General features: G+C 71.9%; 16 protein-coding genes and 1 riboswitch. Of the genes, 2 read left to right on the top strand and 14 right to left on the bottom strand.

Annotated features, from left to right (window positions below):
* Nucleotides 1-153 precede the first annotated feature (153 nt).
* The 10 genes from FB157_RS05925 to FB157_RS05880 all read right to left on the bottom strand — a co-directional run bounded on the left by FB157_RS05925 (nucleotide 154) and on the right by FB157_RS05880 (nucleotide 13,468).
* Entirely contained in the window at nucleotides 154-843 is a 690-nt protein-coding gene (locus FB157_RS05925) for a transglycosylase family protein (RefSeq protein WP_145876613.1), read from the bottom strand.
* Between the two features lie 4 nt (nucleotides 844-847).
* A riboswitch (cyclic di-AMP (ydaO/yuaA leader) is annotated at nucleotides 848-1,016 on the bottom strand.
* 183 nt (nucleotides 1,017-1,199) lie between these two features.
* On the bottom strand, nucleotides 1,200-2,243 hold the full coding sequence (locus FB157_RS05920) for a transglycosylase family protein (protein WP_145876611.1): 1,044 nt from the start codon (nucleotides 2,241-2,243) through the stop codon (nucleotides 1,200-1,202).
* A 196-nt stretch (nucleotides 2,244-2,439) separates the two neighbouring features.
* Entirely contained in the window at nucleotides 2,440-3,717 is a 1,278-nt protein-coding gene (locus tag FB157_RS05915; protein WP_145876608.1) for a cytochrome P450, read from the bottom strand.
* Entirely contained in the window at nucleotides 3,714-6,059 is a 2,346-nt protein-coding gene (locus tag FB157_RS05910) for a tetratricopeptide repeat protein (protein WP_145876607.1), read from the bottom strand. The genes FB157_RS05915 and FB157_RS05910 overlap by 4 nt, the downstream gene beginning before the upstream one ends.
* Nucleotides 6,060-6,134: 75 nt before the next feature.
* Nucleotides 6,135-7,103, bottom strand: coding sequence for a nucleoside triphosphate pyrophosphohydrolase (locus FB157_RS05905; RefSeq protein ID WP_145876605.1), 969 nt, complete (start codon nucleotides 7,101-7,103; stop codon nucleotides 6,135-6,137).
* A gap of 133 nt (nucleotides 7,104-7,236) precedes the next feature.
* Nucleotides 7,237-7,884: a SurA N-terminal domain-containing protein gene (locus tag FB157_RS05900; protein ID WP_145876603.1), complete on the bottom strand. Its 648-nt coding sequence runs from the start codon at nucleotides 7,882-7,884 to the stop codon at nucleotides 7,237-7,239.
* A 141-nt stretch (nucleotides 7,885-8,025) separates the two neighbouring features.
* The gene (locus tag FB157_RS05895) at nucleotides 8,026-8,850 is read right to left on the bottom strand and encodes a glycoside hydrolase domain-containing protein (RefSeq protein ID WP_145876601.1); all 825 of its coding nucleotides are present in this window, start codon (nucleotides 8,848-8,850) and stop codon (nucleotides 8,026-8,028) included.
* 124 nt (nucleotides 8,851-8,974) lie between these two features.
* A complete protein-coding gene (locus FB157_RS05890) occupies nucleotides 8,975-10,468 on the bottom strand; it encodes a serine/threonine-protein kinase (RefSeq protein WP_261386188.1) in 1,494 nt (497 codons plus the stop codon).
* Between the two features lie 38 nt (nucleotides 10,469-10,506).
* Nucleotides 10,507-11,160: a hypothetical protein gene (locus tag FB157_RS05885; protein WP_145876598.1), complete on the bottom strand. Its 654-nt coding sequence runs from the start codon at nucleotides 11,158-11,160 to the stop codon at nucleotides 10,507-10,509.
* A gap of 151 nt (nucleotides 11,161-11,311) precedes the next feature.
* A complete protein-coding gene (locus FB157_RS05880; protein WP_145876597.1) occupies nucleotides 11,312-13,468 on the bottom strand; it encodes an N-6 DNA methylase in 2,157 nt (718 codons plus the stop codon).
* A gap of 193 nt (nucleotides 13,469-13,661) precedes the next feature.
* Here FB157_RS05880 and FB157_RS05875 point away from each other — a divergent pair, with 193 nt between their 5' ends.
* Together FB157_RS05875 and FB157_RS05870 are read left to right on the top strand one after the other, a co-directional pair.
* Nucleotides 13,662-14,093 (top strand): hypothetical protein, encoded by a 432-nt coding sequence (locus FB157_RS05875; protein ID WP_186581359.1) that lies wholly within the window; start codon nucleotides 13,662-13,664, stop codon nucleotides 14,091-14,093.
* 151 nt (nucleotides 14,094-14,244) lie between these two features.
* Nucleotides 14,245-14,961 carry a hypothetical protein gene (locus FB157_RS05870; RefSeq protein ID WP_145876595.1) on the top strand — a complete coding sequence of 239 codons (717 nt, stop codon included), beginning with the start codon at nucleotides 14,245-14,247 and terminating at the stop codon, nucleotides 14,959-14,961.
* A 68-nt stretch (nucleotides 14,962-15,029) separates the two neighbouring features.
* Here the strand turns inward: FB157_RS05870 and FB157_RS05865 are convergent, their stop codons facing one another.
* The 4 genes from FB157_RS05865 to mfd all read right to left on the bottom strand — a co-directional run bounded on the left by FB157_RS05865 (nucleotide 15,030) and on the right by mfd (nucleotide 20,854).
* The gene (locus FB157_RS05865; protein WP_186581358.1) at nucleotides 15,030-15,773 is read right to left on the bottom strand and encodes an N-acetyltransferase; all 744 of its coding nucleotides are present in this window, start codon (nucleotides 15,771-15,773) and stop codon (nucleotides 15,030-15,032) included.
* Between the two features lie 68 nt (nucleotides 15,774-15,841).
* On the bottom strand, nucleotides 15,842-16,321 hold the full coding sequence (locus FB157_RS05860; RefSeq protein ID WP_145876592.1) for a hypothetical protein: 480 nt from the start codon (nucleotides 16,319-16,321) through the stop codon (nucleotides 15,842-15,844).
* A gap of 64 nt (nucleotides 16,322-16,385) precedes the next feature.
* Complete coding sequence (locus FB157_RS05855) at nucleotides 16,386-17,102, bottom strand: HNH endonuclease family protein (protein WP_261386180.1); 717 nt, start codon at nucleotides 17,100-17,102, stop codon at nucleotides 16,386-16,388.
* Between the two features lie 218 nt (nucleotides 17,103-17,320).
* Nucleotides 17,321-20,854, bottom strand: coding sequence for a transcription-repair coupling factor (gene mfd, locus FB157_RS05850; RefSeq protein ID WP_145876591.1), 3,534 nt, complete (start codon nucleotides 20,852-20,854; stop codon nucleotides 17,321-17,323).
* Between the last annotated feature and the right edge of the window lie 75 nt (nucleotides 20,855-20,929).

The raw sequence follows: 20,929 nt of genomic DNA, 5'->3' as shown, positions 1-20,929 counted from the left end.
CAGGCCGGGGACACAAACAACCCCACCCCGGCGCGTACGGGGGAAGACGCGCCGGGGTGGGGAGCCCGTGGGGACGGGGGGATGACCCTCACGAGGCCTTCAGATTGGGGGCAGGCCTTGTGAGAGCACTGTGGTTCCGGTGGGAGCCAGGTGTCACTTCAGGTGCAGCTGCTGGCCCGGGTAGATGAGGTTCGCGTCCTGGACGACGTCCTTGTTCAGCTCGAACAGCTTCTTCCAGCCGCCCTTGACCTTGTGCTTCTCGGCGATCGTGCTGAGGGTGTCGCCCTTGACCACCTTGTACTCGCCGTCGCCCTTCTTGACCTTCTTGCCGGTCGGGGTGGTGACGGTCTGGCTCGCGGCCGGGCGCTCGGCGGAGCGGGAGGCGGCCTGCGGCGCGGCGGCGCGGGTGGTGGTCGTGGTGGTCTTCGAGGAGCTGCCGCTCGACGGGGCCGCCGCGGTGCCGCTGTACGGGGTGCTCGACAGGCCCGTGCCGCAGACCGGCCAGGCGCCCTTGCCCTGGGAGGCGAGGACCTTCTCGGCGATGGTGATCTGCTGCTGCTTGGTGGCCAGGTCGGCGCGGGCGGCGTAGGCCGTCCCGCCGTAGGCGGCCCAGGTGGAGGCGGAGAACTGCACGCCGCCGTAGTAGCCGTTGCCGGTGTTGATCGACCAGTTGCCGCCGGACTCGCACTGGGCGACCGCGTCCCACTCGGAGGCGGTGGCGGCGGAGGCGTTGCCGGCCGCCATCAGCGGGGCGGCGACGACGGCGCCGGTGACACCGGCGAGCGCGATGGCACGGGTGGCCTTGAACGGACGACGGTGCTTGCCCTTGCCGGAAAACAGCATGGATCGATCCCCTCACCGACGCCTGCGAGGTGAGCTGTCGGATTCGGGCCGGTTGAGTTGCCCGGCCGCGACCCTTACGGGACGCGGCTTCACCCCAAGCCGGTGCCGGCATCAACTGCCGGTCCTGGCGCTTACCTTGGGTCCCCCGCTCCTGCCTACGGCGCATGACGCGACGACTGTTCCCGGGCGGCCGCTGGCAGGACTCGGCGTTGCGGATGCCGGGGCTCGTGGTGACGAGCGGCCTTGACCGTAGGCAGGCGATCGGCGGAATTTCAAAGACGATCAGGGCTTCTGAGACTCATCCCACACTTTCACCAAAACGGACATTAGCGAGCGAAGCGGGGCGTCAACTCCCGCTACTCATCGCCCTTTTCGGTACCGACTTTCAGGGTCTGACCGGCACTGATGTGGTTCGGGTCGGCGCCGATGGCCTTCTTGTTCTCGGCGTAGAGCGTGTGCCATCCGCCGTCGAGATCAAGGGAGTCGGCGATGGAGACGAGGGTGTCGCCCTCGTGGACGACGTAGGTGCCCGCCTCGCGGCCGGCGTGGCGACCCGAGGGGGTGGCGTTCTGACCGCTTGTCGCACTTTCGTCCGCACTGCCACCGCGGTGGCGCCCGCCGCTACTGAGGGCGCCGGTGTCGACCAGGCTCCAAGAGCTGCTGGTCTGCCACGAATTGTCCGAGTCCTCCGTTGCGGGATCCGTGGTGACGGACTCGCCGCCCTGCACCTGCCCGGACCCGGGCGATGCGGATTTGTCTGACTTGGGAGCGTCTGCACCCTTGTCGGCACTGTTGGAGCCGGCACCCTTGTCGGCACTGTTGGACGGCTTGTCCTTCGCATCCGAGGAGGAGTCGGACGAGGGTGACGAGGAGGGCGAATCCGGCAGTCCGGACGAGTCGGAATTCTCGCCGGAGTCGGAGTTGTCGTCCGAGTCGGACGAGCCCGAGGCTTGGGAAGAGTCACCGGAGTGACCGGAGCCCGAGTCGGAGCCCGAGACGCCCGTGTCGACGTCCACGGAGCCGGACTTCGAGGTCATGCCGGAGAGCAGGGCACAGGTGGCCCAGGGGGTGGTGCCCTGGTCCGCGAGGATCTTCTCGGCGACGGCGATCTGCTGCGAACGGCTGGCCTGGTCGGCGCTGAAGGCGTACTTCGTGCCGCCGTACTTGTCCCAGTCGTCCTGGGATATCTGCAGGCCGCCGTAGTAGCCGTTGCCGGTGTCGGCACTCCAGGAGCCGCCACTCTCGCACTCGGCCACCTTGTCCCACGTGGTGCCGTCGGCCGCGTTGGCACTGGCCGCGCCGAGGAGCGGGATGGCGATGGCGGATCCGGTCACGCCGGCCGCGACGAGGAGGGCCGGAGCCTGACGGGGGCGACGGTGACGACCGTTCCCGGAGAGCATGCGGAAGCCTTTCGTGCGACAGCGGGGCCGGCGTGGCCGATGGAACTCGGGGGCCACGCTGATGAGTGAACGTATCGGCAGACGATCACTTGTCACAAGTTAATGCCGCGCAGATCACGTGAAGATCACAGAAGAGAGTCCCTGTCATGTTCGACCGGGCGAACCTCTGCCCGCGTCCGGCCCGTTCGAGCCGCGCTCAGGGGACGGGCGTGAACTCCACGGGGAGGGTGCGCAGGCCCCGCATGATGAGCCCGCCGCGCCAGCGCAGCTCGGCCGGGTCCGCCCCCAGCCGCAGGTCGGGGAGGCGGGTGAGGAGGGTGGCGAGCGCGGTCTGGCCCTCCAGACGGGCGAGCGGGGCGCCGAGGCAGTAGTGGATGCCGTGGCCGTACCCGAGGTGCTGGTTGTCCCGGCGGGACAGGTCAAGGACGTCCGGGTCCGCGAACCGCTCCGGATCCCGGTCGGCGGCGGCGAGTACGACGAGCACCGGGTCCCCGGCGGCGATGTCCTGCCCGCCGATGGTCAGCGGCCGGGTGGCGAACCGCCAGGTGGCCAGCTCCACCGGGCCGTCGTAGCGCAGGAGTTCCTCGACCCCGGTCTCCAGGAGGTCCCTCTCCCCGGCGGCCAGCGACCGCTGCAGGCGGTGGCGCTGCTCGGGGTGGGTGAGCAGGGCGTAGGTGCCGTTGCCGATCAGGTTCACGGTCGTCTCGAACCCGGCGAACAGCAGGATGAACGCCATCGCGGCGGCCTCGTTCTCGGTGAGGTGCTCACCGTGGTCGGAGGCGCGGATGAGGCCGGAGATCAGGTCCTCGCCCGGGGTCGGCTCGGCGGGCAGCGCCTCGCGCTTGCGGTGGATGAGTTCGGCGAGATAGCCGCGCATCTTCTTGACGGACCGTGCGACCCCGCCCCGCGGCCCGCCCCCGTGCCGGATCATCATCCCCGCCCAGTCCCGGAAGTCGTCCTGGTCCTCGCGCGGGACGCCGAGCAGGTCGCAGATGGCGTAGATGGGGAGCGGGAACGCGAACTCGTGGATGAGGTCGGCCGAGCCCCGCTCGGCGAACTGGTCGATGAGCTGGTCGGTCAGCTCCTGCACCCGGGGCGCGAACTCGGCGACCCTGCGGGGCGTGAACGCCTTGCTGACCAGCCGGCGCAGGCGGGTGTGGTCCGGCGGGTCGATGTTCAGCAGGTGCGTCATGAGCTCGGCCTTGCGCTCGCCGGGGATACCGGTCTTCCCCTTCGCGTGTGCGGGCTCGTCGTGATGCGCCGGGTTCTTGCTCAGCCGCTGGTCGGCGAGAGCCTGCTTGGCATCGGCATACCGCGTGACCAGCCAGGCCTCGACCCCGCTGGGCAGCCGGGTCCGGTGCACGGGGGCGTGCTCGCGGAGCCAGGCGTAGGCGGGGTAGGGATCGCCGGCGAACTCCCAGGTGAAGAGGTCGGGGGCCGTCGGGGGGTGGGGGTGGCTGGGCTGGCTGGTCACTCCTTGACGGTATCCGGCTTCCCGGACGTCTCGCCGAGCGCCTTCAGGGCAGCGGGGTGGCCCAGGGCCGCGGCTTTGCGGTACCAGGCTTTCGCCCGGTCGGCGTTGCCGTCTGCTTCGAGGAGGAGGGCCAGCCGGTAGGCACCGTGGGCGTCGCCCCGCTTGGAGCCCTGTTCGTAGTGGCGCAGGGCCTCACTCTCGCGTCCCTGCTTCTCCAGTACGACGCCGAGGTTCGTGTGGTCCCACGGGTAAGGAGTCGTTTCCATGGCCTCCTCGAAGGATGCCTCGGCCTCCGCCACCGTCTGGGCCTTGCCGGTGATCAGGTGCAGCAGGGCGGCCGCCCGCTCGTCCCCCGTGTCGGCCGCGCGGCTCAGGAAGACCTGGGCCGCCTCTCCCTCGCCCTGCAACAGATGGTGCACACCCACGCTCCTGGCGGCCGGAGCGTGTCCATGGGACTCGGCGGTCACGTAGAGATCGCTCGCCTCCTCGATGTCTCCCCTGCCGAGCAGCAGATCACCGAGCTGGTGGGAGGCCTCCGCATCACCGGCCTTCGCGGCCTTTCCCAACCACTGCTCGGCCAGCGTCAGGTAGGCCTGCCCGAGAAGCCTGGCCGTGGGGCCCTCCGAGCCCTCGGGGCAGTCCTGGGCAGCCGTCCGGAGATACGGAAGCGCCTGCTCCGCCTTCCCCTGGTCGAGAAGGATTTCTCCGACGCGTCCCGCCAGCTGTGTCCTCCCCGCGTCCACCGCCCTGCGGAACCACGCGAGCGTCATCGCCTCGTCCCCCGCGGCCTCACCCACCAGCCCCATGACCTGCATCGCCTCGGCGTCGCCGCCCTCCGCGCAGGGCTCGACCACCTCGTACGCCCTGACCAGCACTCCCCGGCGCACGTCGGCGTCGTACCGGGTCCCGTCGAGCGCGCAGCGCCATACGGCGAGCGGGACCGGCGCCGAGGACGGGTCCCGCATCACGTCCGCGACCAGCGAGCCGTACGGCCGCCACGTCTCGTCACTGTCCCCCACGTGTCTCGGCACTCCCCGCACCAGCATGCCGGTCACCGCCTGCCGTCGCTCGGCGGCCCAGGCCAGCCCGTCCTCGAACGACTCGGTCTCCGGCAGCCCGGCCACGTGGGCAGCTCCGTAGCAGACGCACGCCGCTTCCAGCAGTTGCCTGGGGATGTCCCCGGTGACACCGCAGCGCACGAGATCGATGGCGGCTCTCACCACCAGGTGCCCACGCGGATGGCGGCTGTTGGAAAGGGCGGCGCGGCGCCACAGCTCCCACAGTTCGGGGCCGACGGCGAGGTACTGGGTGACTCCGCTGTCACCGCGCCACCGGAGGGCGTCGGCCAGCTGGGGGTCGCCGGGAGCCAGCTGGGCGAGCCGCCGGAGTTCGCCCTCGCTCCACCGGGAACTCAACGGCACCGTCCTGGCCTGGCTCAGCAGCCGGGACGCCGGTCCGGCGCCGAACCGGTGTCTGTCGTACTCCTCGTCGCTCATCGTGGCCACCACCGGTACCCGCAGACGGGCCAGCTCGGCGAGCAGGCCCAGGTCGAGCGCGTTGTCCCCCAGATGGCGTTCCAGCTCGTCGAGCCAGAGGACGTGGGGGTCGTCGCGGCCGCGCAGCAGTCCGGGGAGGCCTCGGAGGTCCGCGCTCGGCGGGGGCACGTAGACCCGGGCGTGCAGCGGCAGGTGGTCGAACATGGCGGCCCAGGCGGTCCTCGTCTTGCCGGACGACGGGCCGCCGGTGATGACGAGGAGGCCGTCACGCTCCTGCCAGCCCCGCAGCATCTCGTCCACATCCCGCGGGACGTAGGCCGGAACACCGGTCTCGGTCCCGAACCGCCGGGTGCGCCGCACCCCGAGCCTCATCAGGTCGACTTCCTCCACGGTCGGCCAGTTGTCGGGGTCTCCGTACCCGGCACCCGGCTGCGTGCCGTAGTTGTTCTGGACGCCGACAACCGGTCCGTGGAAGGTGCCGCGCCGGAAGTCGACGTGGTCCGGGACGCGAGGTGTGCGCTGTTCCGGGCCCGGAGCGGGGGCGCGTCCCTCGTCCGGAGCGGGAGCGAACTCCCCTATCAGGAGGTGTAGTTGCTCAGCCGCCGCGCCCTTGTCCGGTGCATGGTCGAGCGTCATGCGTACCCGCGTGAACCAGACCTTCCGCTCCAGCTCCGTGAGACCGGCCGCGGGCCACGGGTCGACGCGGAGTTCGGTCTCGTAGCCGGGAGCGCCGTTGCTCTTGAACCAGGCCGCGAACGCCTTCCTCACCCGGGTCCACTCCACCGGGTCCCGCCTCGCCACGAGGACCTCGGCCCCAACGCTCGCCAGCTCCGACTCCAGCCTCACGCACGCCCCCACACCTCACGACCACGTTCAGGTCAACGGTACTGAGGCACAAGGGCCCTGACGCCCTGTGGGCAATCAGCCCTCCGTCTCCTTGATCGCGTCCCGGTACACCCGGGCCGCCGCCCGCAGCGCCGCCTCCGGGTCCACGCCCTCCGCCTCGGCCCGTACCGCCATGGCCAGCAGCTCGTAGCCGATGCCCTCCCCCTGCGGCAGCGCGACGTCCAGGCCCGCCGTGCGGACGCGGGAGGCGAGTTTGGCGGCGAGGGCGAGGCCGGGCTGGCCGAGGGGGACTCCCTCGGTGACCGAGGTGCGCCGCTTCTCCTCGGCCTTGGTGCGCAGCCAGTGCTCCTTGACGTCCTCGGGGGTCTCGGCCTTCTCGTCGCCGAAGACGTGCGGGTGGCGGTGGATCAGCTTGGCGACGATGCCGCCGGCCACGTCGTCGACCGAGAAGGGCGTCTCCGGGTCCTCCTCTGCGATGCGGGAGTGGAAGACGACCTGGAGCAGGACGTCGCCCAGCTCCTCCCGCAGTTCCTCGCGGTCGCCGGCCTCGATCGCCTCGACCAGTTCGTACGCCTCCTCGATGCCGTACTTCGCCAGGCCCTGGTGGGTCTGCCGGGACGACCAGGGGCATTCGAGGCGGATGCGGTCCATGACCTGGACGAGGTCGAGGAGACGGGCGCCGGGCAGGTCGTAGGAGGCGGGCAGCAGCTCCAGCTCCGGCATCCGCACCCGGCCGGAGCCGGCCAGGCGGGCCAGGCCGTCGGTGAGGGCGGGCTCCCCCTCACCGGTGGCCACGACCACCACCGTCCGCCCGCCGGCACAGGCGTCGACCAGCTCCTGAGCGGTGGGGGACGCCTGCGCCACCGATATCCCGGCCTCCCGCAGATACGGCAGCTGCGGGTGCGCACCGTCCGCGCACAGCACCGCGTCGGCGGCGCGCAGCGCCTGCCAGGCGGGCCAGGACAGCAGGCCGGGCGCGACACGGTGGCTGGTGGTGAGCAGGACGATGCGGCCGGGGGCGGCTTCGGGGCTGGTTGCGTTCACGATCCGAACCTAACCCACGGTGAAGAGGGACGGGATCGGTTGTCCACAGGGGCAGGGGTGCCGTGTGATCGTATGACCGACGGGCGTCCACAGGCCGCCCGCCGTACCGTTACGGCACCCCGGAGACCGCCCGCTAGGCCGTCTGCTGCTGCTCGCCCGCCGTGACCTCCCGTACCCACGGCGTCTTGGCGTCCACCCGGCTGCTCTTCTGCACGTCCCAGGAGCCGTAGCGCGGGTTGAGGTCGACGTGGAGTTCCTCGGAGGCCTTGGACAGGGCCTTCCAGAAGGCGGGCTGGGTCGTGTCGGTGCCGAGCTTCGCGGCGAGCTTCTGCGCCTCCAGCTGGAGGCGCAGGTTGTCGTCGAGCCGCGCGGGCGCGATGCCGTACTTCTGCAGCCAGGCCGTCTCCAGCCCCTTGGTGCCGCCGGCCTGCTGCTCCAGGCCGCCGCGCATCTGCAGGACCTCCTTGCGGGTGACCGTGATCCCCCCGTCCTGCGCGGCGCGGTGCAGCACCCGGTCCAGGACCATGTTGTGCAGGGTGTCGCGGGTGAGGCTGCTGGTGGAGGAGAGGACCTGTTGGTACTGGGTCTCGTCCGGCACCGCGGCCCGCTGCGCCTTGCGTACCTCGTTGACCCGGTTCTCCAGCTGCGCGACGGTGATCCGCTGCCCTCCCACGACGGCTGCCGCGCCGGGGTGCGCATCGCTTCCGCAGGCGGCAAGAAGGGGGGCCGCGGTGGCGATCGCGGCGGAGAGGACGAGCGCGGTGCGACGGCGGCGGTGCAAGGAAACCTCCCGAGGAGATTGTGCGACGGTGCACAAAGTCTTGCGGTGATCGATGGTAGGCAGCGGCTCAGCTCTGGCCAAGCCATTCGACCAACGATTCACCGGGACTTCAGGCACCGCCGCGCGCCGGCGGTGCCGCCGTCAGCCGGTGATGGCCACCGGCGCGTCCCATGCGTCACGGTCGACGGTGAGCGTGACGCCGCCGTGCGCCTCCTTGCTGTTGACCATGTACTGGTGGGCGCGGCTGTGACCGGTGAACTGGGTGGCGCCCCACGGCCAGTCCGCGGTGGTGGTGTTCTGCTTGTCCCACAGCGCGTACCAGAGGTTGCCGGGCAGGTCCGTCCTGTCGGTGGCGGTGGCGACGGCCTTGGCGCTGGAGCTGGTGAAGCCGTAGTAACCGGCGCGGTACGTCTTCGCGTGCAGTTCCTTGTCGAAGGCGCGGACGTACGTCAGCACGGCGTCGTTGCACGACGTGTTCGTGGTGTCGTACGCCTCCATGTCCAGGTAGATCGGGCTGCCGGCCTTGATGCCGAGCGCCGACGCCTTGGCCACCGCGTCGTCCGCCTCGGACCTGCCGACGGACGCGGCGGTGGCGGCGCTGATCTTCACGGAGCCGCCGGACCCGCAGGACGGCTGGGAGCCGACGTAGAGGGGGATGAGCTTCCAGCCCATGGCGGTGACGTCCGTGACCCACTTGGACGTGAGGTTGGGCTGGTTGCAGCCGCGGTTCTTGCCGCCCACGTAGACGGCGGCGGCACCGTAGAAGCCGGTGTGCCAGGCCTTCATCGTGGCTTCGGAGGGCGCCGTGCAGGTGTCGAACGCACGGCCGGTGAACGTCTTCTGCGCGGGCCAGGCGGTGGCGGCCATGGAGGTCTGCGCGGCGATGCCGGCACCGGCGACGACGGCCGCTCCGGCCACCGCCCACGTGGTGTACCTGCGCTTCTTCGACTGCCGATGACCGGCCATGAAACCCCACCCCTGCTCGTACGTGCCTGGCGAAAAGCGAAGCGCAACCTATACGGCGCCGCCCCTGCCTTCGGGAAACGCGATCCCCCGAAGATCACAAGAATCCCTCAGGGAACAGCAAAATCTAGCCACGCACCTGTCCCAGCCACTGCAGGGTGCGGCGGATCTCGGCGGCCAGCGGGTGTCCCGGGCCCTGGAAGCGTTCGACATCCATCAGCAGCCGCGCGAGCGTGTCGTGGGCGGCCGGGCGGTCGCCGAGCGCGAGCAGCAGGTGGCCGATGCGGCGCCGCACGTCGTGGGCGAGCTGCGGGTCTCCGGAGACGTACTGGTTCTCGTAGTACGGCAGCAGCGCGCGGTACTCGGCGAGTGCCGCCGCCGGCTCACCGAGCTGCTCCAGGCACTGGGCGGCCTCGTAGCGGAAGCGCAGGGACTGCGGGTCGGCCTGGCCGGCCTCGGCGGCGCGTTCGTCGCCGAGGCGGCGCAGTTCGGGCAGTGCGCGCCGGTACTGGCCGTCGTCCATGAGGGTGGCCGCGTACTGCTTGCGCAGGGTGCGCACGACCGGGGAGTGCTCGCCGTGCTGTTCGGCCGCGGCGGGCAGGATCGCGCCGAGTATGTCGACGGCCTGGGTGATCCGGCCCTCCCCGAGGAGCCGCTTGACCTCGTCGACGGCGGCGGCGACGTCGGGCTTCTCGGCCGTGTTCGGCACGGGTGTCACGGGGGCGGGCTGGGGCGCGGGCGTCCGCGCCCGGTCCGGCCACGGGGCGTGCGGGCGCAGGAAGGGGCGCGTGGGGTCCAGAGGCGCCCCGGTGGGTGTCCCGCGCGCGGGCAGGAGCAGCGCCAGGTGCTCGTACACCTCCTGTGCGGAGGCCGGCCGGTGCTGCGGGTCCTTGGCGAGCAGGCGCAGGACCAGTGCCTCGAGCGCCTCGGGGACCTCGGGGCGGATACGGCGCACGGGCAGCGGGGGCTCGTACAGGTGCCGGTGCAGCACGCCGAGCGCCGTGGATCCGGCGAACGGCACGTCTCCGCTGAGCAGTTCGTGCATCAGCACACCGAGCGCGTACAGGTCGGTGTACGGGCCGACCGCACCGCCCATCGCCTGCTCGGGCGCCATGTAGGCGGGTGAGCCGATCGGCGAGCCGGTGTGGGTGAGGCGGGTGGTGTCGGTGTCCATGACCGAGGCCACGCCCAGGTCGAGCACGGTGACCGTGCCGTCCTGCTTCACCATCACGTTCCGCGGCTTGAGGTCGCGGTGCACGATCGGCACGGCGTGCACGGCGCTCAGCACGGCGCACAGTTGCGCGGCCACCGCGACCGCCCACTGCCACGGGTACGGGTCGTGCTCGGCGAGGTGGTCGGAGAGGTCGGCGCCGTCGACGTACTGCATGACGAGGAACAGCTCCTCGCCCTCGCTGCCCGCGTCGTGCACGGTGACCAGGCCCGGGTGGTCCACCTGTGCGGTGACCCGGCACTCGCGCACGAAGCGGCGGCGCAGCTCGTCCGCCTCCTGCCCGGCCACCTTGTCCGGGCGCAGCAGCTTCACCGCCACGCGCCGGTCGAGCCGCTGGTCGTACGCCGTCCAGACCTGGCCCATGCCACCCTGTCCGATGAGCGTGGACAGCTCGTACCGGCCGGCGACGACACGTCCTGTCGCCACGGTCACCGTCCGCCCTCGTGGCCGGCGTCCTGCCTGCCCTCGTCACGGCCGTCCTGGTGGCCGTCGTGCTTGCGCAGGTAGTCGCTCAGCTCGTCCAGCTCGGCCCGCACCTGGTCGATCCGGGCGGGCGCCGGACGCTGGGGCGGCGGGGTCGTCAACGGGGGCCGCGGAACGGGCGTGTGCGCCGCCGGGGGCATGGCGGGCGGGGACGGGGCGGGCACCGGGGTCTGCGCCCCGGTCGTCGCCGTGAACGGCGACGCGGGCTGCGGATAGCCGTACCCGGACAGCCCGCGGCTCGCCTCGTACGCCTTCTGCAGGTTCTGGAAGTGCCGGGCGTCGGCCACCAGGTAATACACGAGGACGATGGGCAGGACGCCGAGGATCAGGGCCATCCCCAGGTAACCGCCCGTGGTGTGGACCTCCTCGCCGGGCTCGCTGCCCAGCAGCACGATGGCGAGGAAGTCGGCCGCCAGCACCGCCACGAACAGGCCCCAGTCCAGCGACTTGCGTGTGACGACGGCCAGCCGCAGCAGTATCGCCCAGGTCAGGAAGCCGAGGCTGAAGATCCCGATCGCCACGAACAGCACACGCATGAAGACCAGCCACCCGATGTGGGGCGGCTGCTTCACCGGCCGTGCGTAGCCGTGGCCCTGCATGACTGCTCCTGATGCCTGACATGGGTGTACGTGCCCGCCCGATGCGCTCGGCCGGGCGGACAACACCACTCGTGCGATGGTCGCTTCGAGCATATGGCCCGGCGCGGACAACCGGCCCGGGTTGTACCGAACCGTTGTCCGGGCGCCGCCGTCAATCAGGCGCGACGATGCCGTCCGTGAGCCCGTCGTACATCCCGCGCACGAGCTGCTCCCCGAGCCGGCTCGCATGGCGCAGTGCCCGTTCGAACTCGTCGAGTGCGCGGAAACGCGCGCCGTAGCGCCGTTGTTCGTCGAGCGGGAGCCGGGGCAGCTGCAGGCGGCGCACGTCCAGGCGGGTGGCCGTGGACGCGTAGCTGCTGGCCTGGCGGTGGTTGGCCGTACCGCGCAGGAAGCCGGCGAGGAACCAGGGGTCGAGCGCCGTGGGATCGGGGCGCAGCAGCACGAGACTGCGCCCCAGGGCGGCGCCCCCCGTCGCCTCGTCGATCACGCGCGCCACCGAACCACCCCCGAGCACCGGTACGACGACGTCGCCCGGCTCGGTCAGCACGGCCTCCTCGTCGCTCTCCGGAAGCGTCCCCGAGGGTGCCGTTCCGGCGAGCACGTCATGGTCGGTGAGAACGGGCACGCGCGCGCGGCCGCCGTTTCCGCCGGTGCGCAGCACCAGCGCGCCCCCGCGCGCGAGTTCGCCGACGGTGGTGAGCGGCCGGCGTGCGGGCGGCACCGGGTCGGCGGGGGGCGGGGTCAGGCCTGCGGTCAGCCGCAGGGTCTCGCCGAGGCGTTCGCGCACCGCCGCGAGCTGCTCCACGCCGTCGGCCACGGCCGGGGGTGGCAGATGGCGGGCGGGGGCGAGGTCCACGTCGTCGTCGAGCAGCTCGATGACCGGCACGGAACGCGCCAGCCCCGGCCGCTCCTCCAGCCGCCCCGCGCGCTCGAAGGTCCGCCAGGCGTCCAGCACGGCGTCCCGTACCGCCTGCCAGTCCGGGCCGCCCCGCGCCTCGCCCGCGAACCGTCCGGTGTCGGCGAGCAGCACCTCGGGCGCCGCGGGCGTCCGGTCCGGCCGGCGCAGCACCCACACGTGCAGCGGGATGTTGTACGGCGGCGCCGCGCCGGCCGGCAGCGCGAGCACGGCCCGCAGCGCGCCCCGGCGCAGCAGGTCGGCGCGGATCCGGCGCCCGGAACGGCGGGAGGCCGCGGCCGGCGGCATCAGCAGGACGGCGGTGCCGCCCTCGGCCAGCCGGGCCAGCGCGTGCTGCACCCAGGCCAGCTCGGACTCGGTGCGCGCGGGGAAGCCGTACTCCCAGCGGGGGTCGTAGGCGAGTTCGTCGTGGCCCCAGTTGCGCTCGTTGAACGGCGGATGGCACAGGACGGCGTCGGCGCGCAGCTGCGGGTGGGCGTCGCCGCGCAGGGTGTCGCCGACGGCGCCGCGCACGGTGGCCCGGGTGTTGAGGGCGAGCCGCAGCGCGGTCAGCGCGGCGAGGTCGGGCGCGCTGTCCTGGGCGTACAGCTCCTGGCCGGGGCGGGGGTCCACGGCGCGCAGCAGGGCGCCGGTGCCGCAGGCCGGGTCGAGGACGGTGCGGGCGGGACCGGCGAGGTCGGCCATGAGGCGGGCGAGTTCGGCCGGGGTGAGCGTGTACTGGCGCGGGTTCGCGTCCAGATGCCGGCCCAGCAGGAACTCGAAGGTCTGCCGCGCCCCCGTCTCGGCGGCCAGCTCGGCGGCGCCGCGCAGGAGGGGGGCGGAGGGGAGGAGCTGGGGGCCGGTCGGGGTCTGGAGGGCGGGTGCGGTGTGAGCGGTGTGAGCGGGCGGGGGGCCGGCCTCGCTGTGAGCCGTCGTATCGGTGTTCACAGGAAGTGGACCGTCAACAGCCGGTGAGGAGCCCGCGGAACGGTCGGTGTGAACACCGCGGGCGTGTGCGGCGCCGAAGCGCGGGCTGAGCACCTGGTCCAGCGCGCCGGGCAGCATCGCGGCCAGCCGCTCGTCGGAGCCGGCGCTCACGTCGAGCCAGACAGTGGGGCGCTCATGGATGAGCAGCAGGGCGCAGCCCGCGTGCACCAGGGCGGTGACCGGCCCCTCGGGATGGCCGGCGAGCTGCTGCCAGACCCGTTCCCGCAGCGGGACCTCGGCGAGTTTGCCCTGGTTGCGCAGCCAGGCCTCCACCTCGGCCAGCGCGAAGGACGGGCTGGTCTCGGTGCCGCCGACCGGCTTGGGGAAGTCGGCGTGCCGGCGGCGCCAGTTGCTGACGGCGGCCCGGCCCACCCCGGCGAGCCGGGCGATACCGGCCGCGGTCACCTCTGTCGCGTTGTCCTGCACCGGCCCCACTCCCCCTCGTCCCGTGTGTGCGCCGAGCATACCGGCGTACACAAGATCCCCGCCTTCACACACGTGTACACATTCAATGATGTGAACCGTGTTGACTCGGTTCACAAGCTCTGGTCTTATTGACCCAGCGAACGAGCGGCCAGCCGGAGGGGGCGGTCGCCACGCCAGCGGAGGGGGTCCCGTCATGGGGATGAAGGGCAAGATCGCGCTGGGCGCCGTCGTAGGGGTCGTCGTCATCGGTGTCGTGTCCGCGAACGCCGACAGCGAGGGCAAGCACGCCGGCTCCGACAGCAGCGGCAAGGACTCTTCGGCCTCCGCCGCGCACCGGCCCGGCGGCAAGAAGGACCCGGGGAGTGCCGAGGCGGCCGAGAAGAAGAAGGCGGCCTTCGGCGGGAACGGCGACTACCAGGTCGGCTCCGACATCAAGCCCGGCACCTACCGCTCCTCCGGCAACACCGACGGCATGTGCTACTGGGAGCGCACCAAGGGCGCCTCGGGCGACACCGACTCGGTGCTGGCCAACGACAACGTCGCCGGCACGGCCGTCGTCACCATCAGGTCCACGGACGCCTACTTCAAGACGACCGGCTGCGGCGGCTGGAAGAAGACGGCCTGACCCGGCAGGCGCTCCCGCCTCCGGCCGGCGCGGGACGTTTCACTCACGTCCCGCGCCCAGGCACCCGAGCCCCGCCTCCGGTGCCGCTTCGCACCACACTGCCTCGCACCTACCACCGCACACCAAGTACCGACTCCCCCAAGGAAATTCCATGCGTCTTCCGTCCCGTTTCGTCAAGGTCCTCGCCGTCGCCGCGCTCCCGCTGGCCCTGGCCGCCTGCTCCACCGGTTCCTCCGACGCCACCACGTCGGCCAAGGCGACGAAGGCCAAGGACCCCAACGCCGGCCTGATGACGGGCACCCAGCTGAAGAAGGCTCTGGCACCGGCGTCGGTCTACCCTTCCCACCTCACCCCCGTCGCGGACGGCGCCGCCGACAGCGGCAGCCAGTTCCTCGCCCCGAGCAGCCGGAACACGGCGAAGCCGGACTGCTCCAAGTTCGAGAACACCTCGTGGATCGACGTGACCGGCTTCAAGGGGGGCGTGTCGTTCGCGCAGAACGACTACGCGAACAAGGACCAGAGCGAAGAGATGGTCCAGGGGATCGACGCGTTCCAGGGCACCACCGCGACTACGGTGATGAAGGAGGTGCGCAACGCCGCCACCGCGTGCGCCACGTTCACGGACACGGACGCGCACGCCAAGGTGAAGCTCTCCGGCCGCGACACCTCCGGACTCGGTGACGAGGCCTACACCATCACGCTCACCAGCCCTCGCTGGGAGAACGGCACCACCCTGGTGGCCGCCCGCGTGGGCAGCTCCGTGGTCACCGTGATGTCCACGGCCGGCAGCGACAACGGCGCCGCCAACGCCACCAAGCTGGCGGGGCACGTCGTGGGCTCCCTGAAGGACGCGGCCGCCAAGTCCTGATCACCGGGACCGACGGCCGAGCCACGCCTCGCACGGGTCACACCGAGCACGGGCCGCGCCGGCACGGATCAGAGCGGGTGTCGCATCCAAACGTTGGGTTCGACGTAGACGGCGTACCCCCGCTCCGGTTCGCAGCGGACCGGGACCAGCGCGCCGGGCACCTCGACGTCCCCCGCGGTGTCGAAGGGCAGCCCGGTCCAGCGGCGCCACTCCTCCAGCGAGGCGCCCACGGTCATGGAGGCCGGGGCGATCGAGTCGATGGTGGCGCCGGCCCGGGCGTGGACACGCAGCCACGGGTCCTCCGGCAGGCCGTCGGGGCGCACCCGGTGGGCGTACTCGGTGATCGGGGTGTGCGGTTCGCGGTGCTTGGCGCTCGGGCGGACGGGGGCGACGACCTCGCAAAAGCCGTGCGCGCGGGCGTTCTCCCGCATCGCCGAGAGCATGACGGCGGACAGGCCGTGGCCCTGGGCGTGCGGCGCGATGACGACGGAGATCGCGCTGACCGTGTCCGGGCGGGTGCCGCGGCGCCGGTCGGCGAAGGCCCACAGCAGGATCTCGTCCCAGCCCCGGGCGGGCAGGGTCCCCCGGCCCTCGGCGGCGAGGGAGAAGGGCACGCTGAAGGCGTGGGCCACGACCTCGCCCCGCTCGTCCTCGGCGAACAGCGCGTACTGCGGCAGTTCGGTGGGGATGCGGCCGTAGTGGGCGCTGCCCACGGGGTCGTTGGTCACGAACTCGGGCCATGTGTCGGCCATCCCGAGCACCGCCGGCAGCCGGTCGGGCCGCTCGGCGAGGGTGCTTACCTTTACGTCCATGCAGGTCACCGTAAGCGGCACGCACCCGCGGGGACAGCGAATTCGGCCGGTCGTCGAGGGCCGGTCGTTCAGTCGGAGTCGGCGAGGAAGAGGACCCGGTCGGTGGCCGGGTCGTACCCGAGCATCGGATGCCCGTGACCGCCCTCCGGATCCATCAGCACCGGCTTGTCCAAGCGCCGGCCGATCGACCGCAGGAATCCGCACAGGACGTCGAGCCGCTCCTGGCCCTGCAACTCCCGCAGATCCACGTCGAAGTCGATCTCCTCGTCGGCGTAGAAGCGGAAGATCGCCACTATGTCGGGCGCCAGCCATACGCTCAGGTTCGGGCACTCGGCGCCGGCGGGCCGGGAGAGCACAGCCGCCGCCCGTGGCAGCGGGAGAACGGCGTCGCCCTCCTCGTAGCAGTACCGCAGGCCGCTGTCCCGTACGAGGTCCAGGACGGCCTGCCAGTCCGCGGTCGAGGCGCCGGGCACGCGCAGGTCCGGCAACGGGCCCGTCTCCTCGGGGTCGAACCAGTCGGCGACGTCGTCCCAGAGCAGATCAGGCATCCCGCCATGGTGCCTGCCGTGCCGTCGCCGGTGCACCCGGGTTTCGGCCGTGGGCCGGCCCCGCTCAGCGCGCCCGGAACCGCTCCGGAGCCTTCGTCGGGTTACCGCCCGTGGGGAGATTCTGGTTCGGGCAGGCGGTGAGGACCTTCGTCATCGCGGTCTTCTCGGCGGCGGTGACCCACAGGCCGTACTTCTGCTTGACGGCCACCTGGGCCGCCACATAGGTGCAGCGGTAGGCCTGGTTGGGCGGCACCCAGGTGGCGGTGTCGCCGTCGCCCTTGCCGCGGTTGGTGCTCGCGTCGACCGCGAGCAGGTTGAGGGGGTCGTTGGCCAGGGCTATGCGCTTGCTGGGGTCCCAGTACTTGGCGCCCTTCTGCCAGGCGTCGGAGAGGGCGACGACATGGTCGATGTCGACCTGGCTGCGGCCGCGCCGGTAGGTGATGTCCTTGCCGGAGTAGGGGTCGGGCTCCAGGAGGCCGTACGTGACCCTGCAGCTCCCGCCGGCGACCTTCACGTCCTTCAGGTCGCGCTTGAGTATGTCGTCGCGGGTGTCACAGGAGTTGGAGTCGGTGTCGGCCCAGGCGGAGCCGAACCGGGCCCGGGAGTAACCGGTCTTCGGGGCGCGGCCCTTGACGGGCAGCGACTCGGCGGCGGTGAGGGCGGCGCCCCCGCCTCCCGTCCGCTCGGGCCCGGAGGCCCCCTTGTCCTGTTCTGCCTTGCACCCGGCCACCGCGACCATCACGACCGCAGCGGTGACCGCCCCACCCCTCAGACGCCTCACGCGCGTCCCCCCTGGTTCGCCCTGGTCCGCCCTCACATGCGGGGCGGATCGTTCCGCCTACCACCGTAACGGCCGTACGGCGTCCCTCCGACGGGGGCCGCCGAGGAGATTCCGTGCAGTGGGTGTTGTGCGGGGGCACGTGATGCCGGGAACGGAGCGCGGGGCGGCGGGGTCGCACGCCCTCCGAAGGCCTGCGACCCCGAAATCCTCCTCGTCGCCTACGAGCCCAGGACGGAGGCGAGGAACTCCCCGACCCAGCCCAGCAGTTCGCGGCCGACCAGCGGCTTGCCGCCCACCTTCGCGGTCTTCGGGCGGGGCACCAGCACCTGGTGCACGGCCGGCTTGATGACCGTGCCCGGGTACAGCCGCTTGACGCGCAGCTCCTGCGACTCGCGCAACTCCACCGGCGCGAAGCGGATGTTGGTGCCCTGCAGCACGATCTCCCCGACGCCGCACGCCCGCGCCAGCATCCTGAGCCCGGCCACCAGCAGCAGGTTCTCCACCGGCTCGGGCAGCTTGCCGTAGCGGTCGGTGAGTTCCTCCCGGACCGCCTTGATGTCCTCCTCGGTGTTGGCGGAGGCGATGGCACGGTAGGCCTGCAGACGCAGCCGCTCGCCGGGGGCGTACTCGTGCGGGACGTGTGCGTCGACGGGCAGCTCGATCTTGACCTCGAGCGGCGGCTCCTCCTCGATCTCGCCGGTCTCCAGCTGCCGCCGGTAGTCGGCGACGGCCTCGCCGACCATGCGCACGTACAGGTCGAAGCCGACGCCCGCGATGTGCCCGGACTGCTCGCCGCCGAGGAGGTTTCCGGCGCCGCGGATCTCCAGGTCCTTCATGGCCACGTACATGCCCGCGCCCATCTCGGTGTGCTGGGCGATCGTGGCCAGCCGCTCGTGCGCGGTCTCCGTGAGCGGCTTCTCCGGCGGGTACAGGAAGTAGGCGTAGCCGCGCTCCCTGCCCCGTCCCACGCGGCCGCGCAGCTGGTGCAGCTGGGAGAGGCCGAAGGTGTCGCCGCGCTCCACGATCAGCGTGTTGGCGTTGGAGATGTCGATGCCGGACTCGACGATCGTCGTGGAGACGAGCACGTCGAACTTCTTCTCCCAGAAGTCGACGACGACCTGTTCCAGGGCCGACTCGGACATCTGGCCGTGGGCGGTGGCGATGCGCGCCTCGGGGACGATGTCGCGCAGCCGGGCCGCCGCGCGGTCGATGGACTCGACCCGGTTGTGGATGTAGAAGACCTGGCCCTCGCGCAGCAGTTCGCGGCGGATGGCCGCGCCGATCTGCTTCTCCTCGTACGGCCCGACGAAGGTGAGCACCGGGTGGCGTTCCTCGGGCGGGGTGGTGATCGTGGACATCTCGCGGATGCCGGTGACCGCCATCTCCAGGGTGCGCGGGATCGGGGTGGCCGACATGGTCAGCACGTCGACGTTGGCGCGGAGCTTCTTCAGCTGCTCCTTGTGCTCGACGCCGAAGCGCTGCTCCTCGTCCACGATGACCAGGCCGAGGTCCTTGAACCTGGTCTCGGAGGAGAACAGGCGGTGGGTGCCGATGACGACGTCCACCGCGCCGTCCTTGAGGCCCTCCAGGACGGCCTTGGCCTCGGTGTCGGTCTGGAAGCGGGAGAGCGCCCGCACGTTCACGGGGAACTGCGAGTACCGCTCGGAGAACGTGCCGAAGTGCTGCTGGACCAGCAGGGTCGTGGGCACCAGGACAGCGACCTGCTTGCCGTCCTGTACGGCCTTGAAGGCGGCGCGGACCGCGATCTCGGTCTTGCCGTAGCCGACGTCGCCGCAGACCAGGCGGTCCATCGGGACCGACTTCTCCATGTCCTCCTTGACCTCGGCGATGGTGGTGAGCTGGTCGGGGGTCTCCGCGTACGGGAAGGCGTCCTCCAGCTCGCGCTGCCAGGGGGTGTCCGCACCGAAGGTGTGGCCGGGGGCGGCCATGCGCGCGCTGTAGAGCTTGATCAGGTCGGCGGCGATCTCCTTGACCGCCTTCTTGGCGCGCGCCTTGGTCTTCGTCCAGTCCGCGCCGCCGAGGCGGTGCAGGGTGGGGGCCTCGCCGCCGACGTACTTGGTGATCTGCTCCAGCTGGTCGGTGGGGATGTAGAGCCGGTCGCCGGGCTGGCCGCGCTTGGCGGGGGCGTACTCCACGACCAGGTACTCGCGGGTGGCGCCCTGGACGGTGCGCTGCACCATCTCGATGTAGCGGCCGACGCCGTGCTGTTCGTGGACGATGTAGTCGCCCGGCTCCAGGGTGAGCGGGTCGATGGTCTTGCGGCGGCGGGCCGGCATGCGGGCGCCGTCCTTGCCGGCGGCCTTCTGGCCGGACAGGTCGGTCTCGGTGAGGACGGCCAGCCTGAGCGCCGGGTCGACGAAGCCGAAGTCGATCGAGCCGCAGGAGACGTGCACGACGGAGGGGTTCAGCTCGCCGAGGTCGGCGTCGAGGCGGGCCGCGATGCCCTCGCCGCCGAGCACCTCCACGGTGCGGGCGGCCGGGCCGTGGGCCTCGGTGACGAAGACCGTGCGCCAGCCGTCGGCGAGCCAGCCCTTGGTGTCGGCGAGGGCCTTGGCGGTGTCGCCGCGGTAGGTCTCGGGGGCGTGCATGCCCAGCTTGAGGGTGTCCGAGTCGAGCTCTTCGTCGGCGGCGAAGGGCGAGACGGACCACCACATCATGTCCAGTTCGCGGGCGCGGTCGCGGACGTCGGCGATGGACCACAGGGAGGCGGCGCCGACGTCGATCGGGGCTTCGCCGCCGCCCGCCGTGGCCGCCCAGGAGGCCTGCAGGAACTCCTGGCTCGTCGCCACCAGGTCCGCGGCACGCGTGCGGACCCGCTCCGGGTCGCACACGACGGCCATGGCGCCCTTGGGCAGGACGTCGAGCAGCAGCTCCATGTCGTCCACCAGCACCGGCGCCAGGGACTCCATGCCCTCCACCGCGATGCCCTCGGCGATCCTGCCGAGCAGTTCGCCCAGCTCCGGGTGCTCCTCGGCGAGGGCACGCGCGCGCGTACGGACGCTGTCCGTCAGCAGCAGCTCGCGGCAGGGCGGGGCCCACAGGCCGTGCTCGGCGACTTCGAGGGAGCGCTGGTCGGCGACCTTGAAGTAGCGGATCTCCTCGACGTCGTCGCCCCAGAACTCGATGCGCAGGGGGTGTTCCTCGGTCGGCGGGAACACGTCGAGGATGCCGCCGCGCACGGCGAACTCGCCGCGCTTCTCCACCAGCTCCACGCGCGCGTAGGCGGCGGCCGCGAGGGCTTCCACGATCTCGTTCAGGTCCGCCGTCTGGCCCGTCCTCAGGGACACCGGCTCCAGGTCGCCGAGGCCCTTGACCTGTGGCTGGAGCACGGAGCGTACGGGCGCCACGACCACGGAGACCGGGCCGGTCTCGGGGTCGTCCGGGCGGGGGTGGGCGAGGCGGCGCAGGACCGCGAGGCGGCGGCCGACGGTGTCGCTGCGCGGGCTGAGGCGCTCGTGCGGGAGGGTCTCCCAGGAGGGGTACTCCACGACCCCCTCCGGCGGCAGCAGCGAGCGCAGGGCTGCCGCCAGGTCCTCGGCCTCGCGGCCCGTCGCCGTCACCGCGAGCACCGGGCGGGCGGCCTCGCGGGCGAGGGCGGCGATCGCGAAGGGGCGGGCGGCGGGCGGGCCGACGAGGTCGACGTGCATGCGGTTGCCGTCCGCGGCTGCCGTGATCGCTTCCGCGAGGGCGGGGTCCTTGACGACGGCGTCGAGCAGACCGTGCAGGCTCATGGGGGGTAGTCCGTCCGGAGGTGGGCAACGCAAGTAGCCCGGCGCGGGTGGCAGCCGGGGGTCTCCAGCCTACGA

The organism is Streptomyces sp. BK340, from assembly GCF_007827595.1.
GTDB lineage: Bacteria > Actinomycetota > Actinomycetes > Streptomycetales > Streptomycetaceae > Streptomyces.
Note: the sequence above shows the minus strand (reverse complement) of the source record. Positions and strands in the feature narration are given on the sequence as shown.